Consider the following 9,123-nt stretch of genomic DNA (forward strand, 5'->3'; position numbering starts at 1 on the left):
TACCTCGCCGAGCGAGCGCCGGCCATAGTCGCGGTGCAAGGTAGTCCACCCGTGTACTGCGCCCGGCACTGTCACCGCGTGCGCCGAGTGTCTTTCAATTGCGTTGACGCCGAGCGCTTGCAACTTCTCTGCCGACGCAGCCGTGGGCGCCCAGCCGGCGCTATTGTAGGCAACGATGTCGTCCGTGCCGCCTTGGGAATACAGGGCGAAGCAATCGCCGCCGACGCCGGTCGAACCCGGTTCAACCACGCATTGGACCGCGCACGCGGCGATGGCGTCATCCATCGCATTGCCGCCTGCTTCGAGCGTGTTGATGGCCACCAGCGTCGCAAGCGGATGTGAAGTTGCAGCCATGCCATTGCGGGCGACAACCAATGAGCGGCCAGGGGCCTCAAAATCGCGCATGAAGAGTTTTCTTGTCAGTGTGAGAAACGAGCCAACGCGTCACAGCCTTTGGCCTTTGCGTCTGGTGTCCCGTTCGGTGGAAGGACTTTCGGGAGTTGCGCCATTTTTCGTTGCAACGACAGCGAGCGGCGCGTCATCAACCTCTTGACGGTTAGGTCGGCTGCAAGCTTGCGGGCGGCGCCTCCAGCGGTTGGAACATCCTGCGCAAGAAGGCCCGTGTACGTGGATGTTCGGGCGCGGTGAAGATCCGTTCCGGCGGTCCCTGCTCGATGAGTTCACCTTGATCGAGCACGACCACGCGGTTTGCCACCTCGCGCGCAAAACCCATCTCGTGCGTGACGACGATCATCGTCATGCCTTCACTGGCCAACTCTTTCATGACCTGCAGCACTTCGCCGACAGTCTCCGGGTCCAATGCGCTCGTGGGTTCGTCGAAGAGCAGGACCTTGGGTTGCATCGCCAACGCCCGTGCGATGGCGACGCGTTGCTGCTGCCCGCCGGACAACTGCGATGGATAGTGATAAGCCCTGTCCGCGAGGCCGACGCGTGACAGCAGCTTGTTTGCCTGCGCGATTGCATCGGCACGCGGCATCTTCAACAGATGGATGGGCGCCTCGATGATATTTGCGATCGCGGTCATGTGAGGAAAGAGATTGAAGCGCTGGAACACCATACCGATATCCCGACGCTTGCGGGCAATCTCGCGCCCGGAGTCAGGTGCGAGACTCCCGTCCGGGCGCTCGACGTAGCCGAGCGTATGTCCATTGACCCGGACGCGGCCGCTTTCGAATGTTTCGAGTAGATTGAGACACCGGATGAAGGTGGTCTTTCCGGAACCGGACGCGCCAATCAGCACGACCACTTCGCCCTTCGATACCTTCAATGAAATGCTGTTGAGGATCTTGTTGGCGCCAAAAGACTTATGGATCTGCGACGCTTCGATGATCACTTCGTCCTGATTGTTCACGTCAGCGTCCCCGCAGCATTTTCATTGTTTGCAAACCGAACATGCGGCTGCCAGAACTCGCGCGCTGTTCACTGCGGCCGTAGTGCGACTCGAGCCAGCGCTGGAAAAAGCCCCACAGTGTGGTCAGCAGCAGGAAATAGATCGCCAGCACGAGGTACAACTCGAACACACGGAAATTCACCGAGGTGATCATCTGCGTGCTCAGCATGAGTTCCTGCACGCCGATCACACTGACGAGCGTCGTGTTCTTCAGCATGACGTTGAACTCGTTGCCCATCGGCGGAATGATCACGCGCAGCGCCTGCGGCAACACTATGCGCCCCATCAGAAGCGGCATTGTCATGCCGAGCGAGCGCGAAGCTTCGTACTGTCCACGATCCACCGCCCCAAGGCCGGCGCGAATGATTTCGGCCATATAGGCGGCTGAGTTCATACCCAATGCCAGTACCGCAGCCTGGATGTTCGCCGGAAGAGTAAACGGGCCGAAAGCAATGTCATGAAAGCGGAAGATATTGGCGGCCGCAAACGCCGTGTACAGGAAGACAATCTGTACGAGCAGCGGAGTGCCGCGAATCATCCAGATGTAGAAACGCGCAATGCATTGCAATGGCAGCTTCGACGACAACCGCATCAGTGCGACGCATAGTCCAAGGACCACGCCTAACAATACGGCCAGTACGCTGATACTGCAGGTCAGCCACAGTCCGTGGAGATACGTCGAACTCGGTGTCAAAAGGAATTGACGAAAAATTTCCCAACTGAAATTCATTGCGTCATTCCACGTTTAGAAACGGTCATTTTCGAGCTTCCACTTTTTCAGCAGCTGCGTGTAGCGGTCGCTATGCACGAGGTCGGCGACGGCCTGTTTGACAGCGTTGCTCAACGGCTCGTCTTTGCGCGCGCCGATTCCCGTCGGGATGCGATTGAACGAAGGGATTGCTTCCTGGAACGTGTCGCCGGTAACGCTTCGGAAGTGCGCGGCGCTTTCCGCGGTCGTGCCATACGCGTCGACTTGCTGGAGGCGGAATGCCTGGAACGCGTCGGAATCCTGGCCGAATACGACGATGTTCATCGGTGGTTTGCCCGCTGCGGTGAGCGTTGCATTCTCCTTTTCAAGCAGGCTGCGAATGGTCGATCCGTTGATCACGGCGACTTTCATACCCGACAGATCGCCGAGTGCCTTGATGTTCGGGTTCCCGTGCAGCACCAGAATCGACTGACTGGAGTACATATAGTCGATGATGTCGATCACTTCGCGACGTTCCGGCTTGTCGAAAAGCTGGCTGATAATCAGATCGCACTGATGCGCCTTGAGCGCCGGAATCATCCCGCTGAATGGCACGATCCTCCATTCGATTTTCAGGTTGCCCAGCGATTTCGCGACGTCTTGAGCGACATCAACGGAAAACCCCTGTGGACGTTGCTGTTCATCGTACGAAGCGAGAGGTGGCGCGTCCATGCTCGAACAGTAAGTGAGCGTATGATCCTGCAAAAGGCCGAGGTGCGGAGCGTCGGCGGCGCTCGCCCCGGCTTGCAGCAAGGACGCCAGCCAAATAAAGAGGAATGCGAAACGAACCCGCGTGGTTTGACGACCCGCCATAGACGTACTCCTGTCGTAATGACATGATCCAACTACAGACGAAAGCCTGCGCTGAGTATGAAATCCATGGGTATAGAGAGGCTCATGTGCGAGATGGCGAGCCTTCAATAAATGCAATCAGGCGCGACACGGTGGACGACGCATGTTCTTGCAGAACCCTCTCGGCCAGTACCGGATCGCGAGTACGCAGCGCATCGAGAAGTTCCTGATGCGCTTCGCGCGCCTTGCGTCGTCTGGAGGTTGTCTGTTCCACCCACAGCCGCATAGGCCCTTCGATCAACGTGTAGAGCGATGCGATTTCCCGGGTCAGGCGTGGACGCCCGCTGATGCTGCACAAGTATTGATGGAACGCGCAGTGGCGCTGAACCTATAGTTCGGTGTTGTCGACGCACACGTCCATGTCGTCCAGCAGGCGTTCGAGAGTGGACAGATGCGCGTCGGTGCAGCGCGGAGCCGCGATACGTATTGCCAGACCTTCGAGCGCGGCGCGCATGTCGAAGATGTCGCGCAGCTCGTCGATGTCGAGCCCTTTGACGATCGCCCCGCGATTGGGACGAAGAATCACGAGGCCTTCGCTGTGCAGCCGGCGAAGCGCTTCGCGCACAGGCATGCGGCTCATCGACAATTCCGCGCCGATGCTTTCCGCGACGATGCGTTGCTCCGTCGCGAATCGGCCTTGGCAAATTGCGTCGAACAGGTAGCGATACGCTTCCTCTTCTGCAGTCACTGCGGGAGTTGACATTGAATTCGATGAGTTAGATCAGCGCCTGGTGTGCCTACCGTTTGCGCAGTCTCCCTCGATTGGATTTTTGTATCCAATTTTTTTCAGAATAAATACACGCGCTTCGGCTAACGTGGGACGGTCCGCATTAGACCGTATTCGGGAAACCACTAAGTTTCGCGTCGACAGGAGCTTTCAGCGTCTGTAGACGACAGAGTGGGTATTAGCCGCCGCTGCGCCGTCGAAGGGAATTGTCCGCCTCTTAGAAACGCTCGGGACGAAACGGACGCACGTCAGTGAACGGCGTGGCACCCGTCATCATTTCCGCCAGCAAACGTCCGGTGACGGGGCCGAGCGTGAGGCCATGATGGTTGTGTCCGAACGAGAACCAGAGCCCGCGATGGCGGGGCGCGCGTCCGATCACGGGCCGCATATCGGGCGTGCAGGGACGTCGCCCGAGCCACGGCTTCTCGTCCAGACGCTCGCCCAAGCCGAATAACGGCTTGGCGATTCGTTCGGCGCGCTCGAGTTGAATCGGAGACGGTGCGGCATCACGCCTCGCGATCTCGACGCCGGTGGTCAGTCGAAGGCCGGCTCGCATCGGCGCGATCACGTAGCCTTCTTCGGTGTCGACCACGGGCACCGACAAGACAGTCTGGGTCGGCCGATAGTGCATGTGATAGCCGCGCTTCGCACGCAGCGGAATGCGATAGCCGAGCGGCTCGAATACCGTATCCGACCACGGCCCGAGCGCGACCACCACTTCCTTCGCGCTGATTTCTCCGGCGCTGGTCTGAACGGTCCACGCGTCGCCTTGCGCGCGCAGCGTGGCCGCGTCGCCGGTCAGCAGTGTGCCGCCTGTCTGTTCGAAGAGACGCGCATAGCCCTTCGTCAGCGCGCCGGGATCGGAGATGCTCGTCGGGTCCTGCCAGTGCAATGCGCCGCAAAAGCCCGCTCCAATACCGGGTTCTTTCGTGCGTAACGCCGTTGCATCGAGAGGCGTGACGCGCAGGCCGTGTTCGCGCACCGCGGCTTCGGCCGCCGCCGCTTGCTGGTCCAACTCGCTGCGCGTGCGAAATGCTTCGATCCAACCGCCGTCGTGCGCGAGGCGTTCAAGACCGGCGCGCGCGATTAGCGCATCGTGTTCGGCGACACTTTGCCGGATCAACGGCAACATGTCGCGCGCCGCCATCGCGAGCCGCTCTGGAGACGATTCCCACCAGAAACGCCCCAGCCACCCGGCGAACGCGGGGAGCGCCCGGTAATCCCAGTAGAGGTCGGTCGATTGATTGCGCGCGTAACGCAGCAGCGTGCCGAGCCTGCGCGGAAAACCGTATGGCACGGTCGACGAACTCTCGATCAGGCCGGCGTTGCCGAAACTGGTTTCCTCACCGGGCCCGCGCCGATCGACCAGCGCGACGCGTCGTCCGCGATCCTGCAAATGCAGCGCGGACGACACGCCGACAATGCCGGCACCCAATACGATTACATCGAAATCCATAGACTGGCTCTGCCTCGCGCACCGGTTCGCGCGTGATGGACCTGTGGCTCACGGCCCGGGAGTCGCTCACTTCGCGATGATGTCGCGCTTGAAGTATTTGATCGACAGCTTGCTCAGCGTGCCGTCCTTTTTCAGCTCGTCGAGCGCGGTGTCGATCTTTGCGCCCAGCGCCTTGTCGCCTTTACGCAGCCCGAAGCCGGTGCCTTCGCCGAGGGTCGCCGGATCTTTCAGCGGCTCGCCGACGATCATATAGTCATGCCCAGCCGGCTTGTTGAGAAAGCCTTCCTGGACTGTCTGCGCTTCCTGCACCGCCGCGTCGAGGCGCCCCGCCGTCAGATCTGCATACACCTGATCCTGGTCCTGATACGACACGACCGACACGCCCGCATTCGCCCAGTGCTGCTTGAGGAAGTCTTCCTGCGACGACCCCTGCAACACGCCGACGCGCTTGCCCTGCATGCTTTTCACGTCGGGCAGCAGCGGCGAGCCATGCTTGACCACCATCACGATCGGCACGACATAGATAGGCGGAGTGAAGTCGATGCTCTGTTTGCGTTTGGATGTGATGTTCATCGCCGAGTTGATCACGTCGAACTTGCGCGCCTGTAACGCGGGAATCAGGCCGTCGAACGAATTTTCCACCCACACGCATTTCACACCCAGCTTCGCGCAGACGGCGTTGCCGACGTCCACGTCGAAGCCTTGCAACTGCCCGGTCGGCGACTTGCTCTCGAACGGCGGATACGCGGCCTCGATGCCGAAACGCAAGCTGCCGGCGGTTTCGGCGTTGGCTGCGCCGGTCGCGCCGAACAGGGCGGCAGCAAGGCAAACAGAAAGCGGGAGCTTGAGAATCATGATGGGTCCGGGCGTAGTTGAGATCGCAAAAGGGGCCAAGTGAAGCAGCAGGAAGTCGGCGCGCAGCCATCGCATGGACGGCCGGCCGGTCGCTGTTCTGGAACATGAGTCTATTCTGGACCGGGATAATTGCAAGGCATTTCAAAAAAATAATCCAGACTGGACTTTAAATTTAGAATTGAGCCGACGCCGGAACCCTGGCACCGACTTGGAGAGCAGCCACATGAGCCATCGCGAAACGACCACCCCGCTAATCGTCCAGCAGGACGCCGTACGCAACGCACTGCCTGACCTGGACGTGCGCCGCGCGCTCACGGAAATGTTCCGCGCGCTCCACGGCGAGCACGCGGTGCAGCCGCCGCAAAGCCTGACGCTGTTTCCCGCGAACGCGGGCGACTTCATCACGTACCTTGGTGCGATTGCCGACGCCAAGGTGTTCGGCGCGAAGTTGTCGCCGTATATCGTCACGGACTCGAAGCCGATCATCACCGCATGGACCGCACTGATGTCAATGGAGACCGGCCAGCCGCTGATGTGGTGCGACGCCGGCCTGCTCACCGTCGAGCGCACCGCCGGTGCTACCGCGCTCGCGGTCGAGCATCTCGCGGCGCCCGGCGCGCGCCGGCTTGCGATCGTCGGCGCAGGGGCGGTGGGCCAGGCGCATCTGCGCCATTTCGCACCGTTGCGGCCGTGGGATTCGATTCAGGTCTTCTCGCCCGGCCTGCATGGCAGCGAAGCACAGCGTGCCGCCGTGACCGCGCTGGATACGCGCGTCACCGTCAGCGCGACGCTCGAAGACTGCGTGCGTGACGCGGACGTGGTGGCGTTGTGCACGTCGTCAGGCACGCCGGTTCTGACCGAAGGCATGCTGACCAGGCCGGCATTGATCACGTCGATCAGCACGAACGTCGCGAACGCGCATGAAATCCCGCCCGCGTGGTTGCCGCAGATGGATGTGTATTGCGACTACCGGCGCACCACGCCCGCCAGTGCCGGAGAAATGAAGCTGGCGGCCGAGCTGCACGGCTGGTCCCCGCAGAGCGTGGTCGCGGACCTGCCCGAGCTGGTGGGCGGCGATGCGGATCGGCCGTCGTACCGGCGGCACGCGTTTTTCCGTTCGATCGGACTCGGACTCGAAGACGTGGCGATCGCGTACGAGCTGTTTCGGTATCTGAGCGCCCGACACCCCGTGGCAAAATAGTACGGACCTTTGGTGGCGGCATCCCAGGCATCCCGCACATCGCGGCTAGCCCAGGCTGGCGCTTGCCGCCACCCAGCAACCTTCCCCAACTCCATGCGAAAGACAAAATCCACACCGGCTCGCCGGATGCTGCTCGAGCGCTATAGCCGCGTCGCCGACGGTATCGCGTTGCTGTTTTTCCCCTACGTCGAAGTGGTCATTCACGACCTTCACAGCCAGACGGTCGCGCACATCGCGAACAATCTGTCGAAGCGGGAGTTGGGCGACGACTCCGCGCTTGAAGAGATCGATCACGTCGCGCAGCCCGGCAACATTGGTCCCTACGAGAAGATCAACTGGGACGGCCGGCGCATGCGCTGTGTCAGCACGGTGTTGTTCGACGACGCCGGCGTGGCCTCCGGCGTGATGTGCATCAACTACAACATCGCCGTGTTCGAGGAAGTGAAGCACGTGATCGACCTCGTCATTTCGGGCGCGGGCATCGTGAAGCAACCGGAGGAACTGTTCAAGGACGACTGGCAGGAGCGGATCAACACTTTCCTGCACGGCTGGCTTCAGGAACGCCAGTTGGCGCTCAACTCGCTGACACGCGATCACCGGCGCGAACTCGTCGCCGCGCTGTGGGCCGAGGGGGCTTTCAAGGGCAAGAGCGCAGCGAACTATGTCGCGAACGTGTTGGGGATGGGCCGCGCGACCGTCTATCAGCACATTCGGGATTTGCGCGGCACCGCGCAGTAGGAGCGGATAGGCGGGCGGCCGCTCGCGGCATCACGCCGTGAGTGCCGACGGCGTCGAATCCCGCGCCACAGTATTTGAATGCAAGTATTGTCCGTGAACAAAAGACCGCAAAAAAAGCGCGATGCGGTGCCGTAGCCGGAGGGGCTACCGATGGCGGTAGTACCGGACGGGTTGCCATACCTGTCCATGATTGGCACCGCAATCGGAGAAGCCCGATCATGACCATTGAAGGTATGGATTGGTGATAGCCGACGACCTGGTGTCTGAGCCCACGGACTTCAGTTCGAACACATCCTCTTACAGACCTGCATAGACCATCTTAGTGAATTGAGCGCCGTTGAACACGAAATTTCCCCATTTGGCGTCGAAGGCAGCCGTCGGCTTTGCAGCAATGATTTCGTCAAGCGATTCGGTACGGTCCCAGTGCCAATGCGTGTTGACGACATATTTCAGTGGCGTCGGACCGATCTTGTCGAGCGCGGCTCGCAGCTTTTGCTGTGATTTGCTAATGCCTGCGTCGACCAGGAATTTTCCTTCCTTGCCCGACAGAACCGTGATATTGCCGCCAGATCCCATCAACACATTGATATTTCCGCGTAGAGGTTCCACGACGATATCCATGTCCGCACGGCGCAGATATCGTGCGCCTGCACCGGTGTGAAAATAATCGTCTGGAGTGGCATTCTTGCTTGTCATGGGCTGACTGACAGAATCGGCAAAAGCTGTCGCAGAGCCAGACAGAAAGGTGATGCCAATCGAAATAGATACCAATAACAGCCTCGAAAGGACGCCTGGATTATTGACGGTCGCTCCGAGTTTAACGAATGACTTCATTTTAAAATCTCCTTAACAACGCGGACACGAGGAGGCCAGCGCTACAGCCTGCGGTGTGTTCCGGAAGCTTATTGCCATGCGGTTATACGCGTTCATTAAAGCTATCGCGATAGTGAGATCCACGATTTCAAGTTCGTCGAATATCTTGCGCGCCGCTTGATACGCGTCGTTGAGAACCACGTGTCAGCCACCCGCGTCACAGTTTCCGCCCACGCCAAGACTGCACGTTCGCGCCCATCGAAGAGCGTGACGGCTTCCGCCGATGCCTGCATCAGTGCGAGCTTCTCCGCGCAAGCTGCAC

Annotated in this window: 9 protein-coding genes and 2 pseudogenes; 2 read left to right on the forward strand and 9 right to left on the reverse strand. The window is 60.3% G+C overall.

The window, feature by feature from the left end:
* From P0D89_RS48785 to P0D89_RS48815, 7 genes and pseudogenes are all read right to left on the reverse strand, one after another.
* A partial coding sequence (locus P0D89_RS48785; RefSeq protein ID WP_408371141.1) for a gamma-glutamyltransferase occupies nt 1-354 on the reverse strand: 354 nt, incomplete at its 3' end.
* A gap of 202 nt (nt 355-556) precedes the next feature.
* Nucleotides 557-1,372 carry an amino acid ABC transporter ATP-binding protein gene (locus P0D89_RS48790; RefSeq protein ID WP_459252683.1) on the reverse strand — a complete coding sequence of 272 codons (816 nt, stop codon included), beginning with the start codon at nt 1,370-1,372 and terminating at the stop codon, nt 557-559.
* Nucleotide 1,373: 1 nt separating this feature from the next.
* The gene (locus tag P0D89_RS48795) at nt 1,374-2,141 is read right to left on the reverse strand and encodes an amino acid ABC transporter permease (protein WP_408379098.1); all 768 of its coding nucleotides are present in this window, start codon (nt 2,139-2,141) and stop codon (nt 1,374-1,376) included.
* A gap of 15 nt (nt 2,142-2,156) precedes the next feature.
* Complete coding sequence (locus tag P0D89_RS48800) at nt 2,157-2,972, reverse strand: ABC transporter substrate-binding protein (RefSeq protein ID WP_408370138.1); 816 nt, start codon at nt 2,970-2,972, stop codon at nt 2,157-2,159.
* Nucleotides 2,973-3,054: 82 nt separating this feature from the next.
* Nucleotides 3,055-3,714 (reverse strand): annotated as a pseudogene (locus tag P0D89_RS48805) (GntR family transcriptional regulator).
* A 241-nt stretch (nt 3,715-3,955) separates the two neighbouring features.
* Nucleotides 3,956-5,194 (reverse strand): NAD(P)/FAD-dependent oxidoreductase, encoded by a 1,239-nt coding sequence (locus P0D89_RS48810; RefSeq protein WP_408370141.1) that lies wholly within the window; start codon nt 5,192-5,194, stop codon nt 3,956-3,958.
* A 66-nt stretch (nt 5,195-5,260) separates the two neighbouring features.
* The gene (locus P0D89_RS48815; protein WP_408370144.1) at nt 5,261-6,049 is read right to left on the reverse strand and encodes an ABC transporter substrate-binding protein; all 789 of its coding nucleotides are present in this window, start codon (nt 6,047-6,049) and stop codon (nt 5,261-5,263) included.
* Between the two features lie 223 nt (nt 6,050-6,272).
* Here P0D89_RS48815 and P0D89_RS48820 point away from each other — a divergent pair, with 223 nt between their 5' ends.
* The gene (locus P0D89_RS48820) at nt 6,273-7,250 is read left to right on the forward strand and encodes an ornithine cyclodeaminase family protein (RefSeq protein WP_408370147.1); all 978 of its coding nucleotides are present in this window, start codon (nt 6,273-6,275) and stop codon (nt 7,248-7,250) included.
* Between the two features lie 93 nt (nt 7,251-7,343).
* Nucleotides 7,344-7,988, forward strand: a complete 645-nt coding sequence (locus P0D89_RS48825) for a helix-turn-helix transcriptional regulator (RefSeq protein ID WP_408370150.1) — start codon at nt 7,344-7,346, stop codon at nt 7,986-7,988.
* A gap of 297 nt (nt 7,989-8,285) precedes the next feature.
* Here P0D89_RS48825 and P0D89_RS48830 read toward each other — a convergent pair whose 3' ends face one another.
* Nucleotides 8,286-8,822 (reverse strand): MBL fold metallo-hydrolase, encoded by a 537-nt coding sequence (locus P0D89_RS48830; protein WP_408370153.1) that lies wholly within the window; start codon nt 8,820-8,822, stop codon nt 8,286-8,288.
* A 12-nt stretch (nt 8,823-8,834) separates the two neighbouring features.
* Nucleotides 8,835-9,123 (reverse strand): annotated as a pseudogene (locus P0D89_RS48835) (carboxymuconolactone decarboxylase family protein); the annotation flags it as partial.

The organism is Paraburkholderia sp. RL18-085-BIA-A (assembly GCF_046027075.1).
Classification (GTDB): Bacteria; Pseudomonadota; Gammaproteobacteria; order Burkholderiales; family Burkholderiaceae; genus Paraburkholderia.

Coding starts and splice junctions, on each gene's coding strand:
- P0D89_RS48810 (WP_408370141.1), bottom strand. CDS start 5,194: ATGGATTTCGATGTAATCGTATTGGGTGCCGGCATTGTCGGCGTGTCG.
- P0D89_RS48795 (WP_408379098.1), bottom strand. CDS start 2,141: ATGAATTTCAGTTGGGAAATTTTTCGTCAATTCCTTTTGACACCGAGT.
- P0D89_RS48825 (WP_408370150.1), top strand. CDS start 7,344: ATGCGAAAGACAAAATCCACACCGGCTCGCCGGATGCTGCTCGAGCGC.
- P0D89_RS48815 (WP_408370144.1), bottom strand. CDS start 6,049: ATGATTCTCAAGCTCCCGCTTTCTGTTTGCCTTGCTGCCGCCCTGTTC.
- P0D89_RS48820 (WP_408370147.1), top strand. CDS start 6,273: ATGAGCCATCGCGAAACGACCACCCCGCTAATCGTCCAGCAGGACGCC.
- P0D89_RS48800 (WP_408370138.1), bottom strand. CDS start 2,972: ATGGCGGGTCGTCAAACCACGCGGGTTCGTTTCGCATTCCTCTTTATT.
- P0D89_RS48830 (WP_408370153.1), bottom strand. CDS start 8,822: ATGAAGTCATTCGTTAAACTCGGAGCGACCGTCAATAATCCAGGCGTC.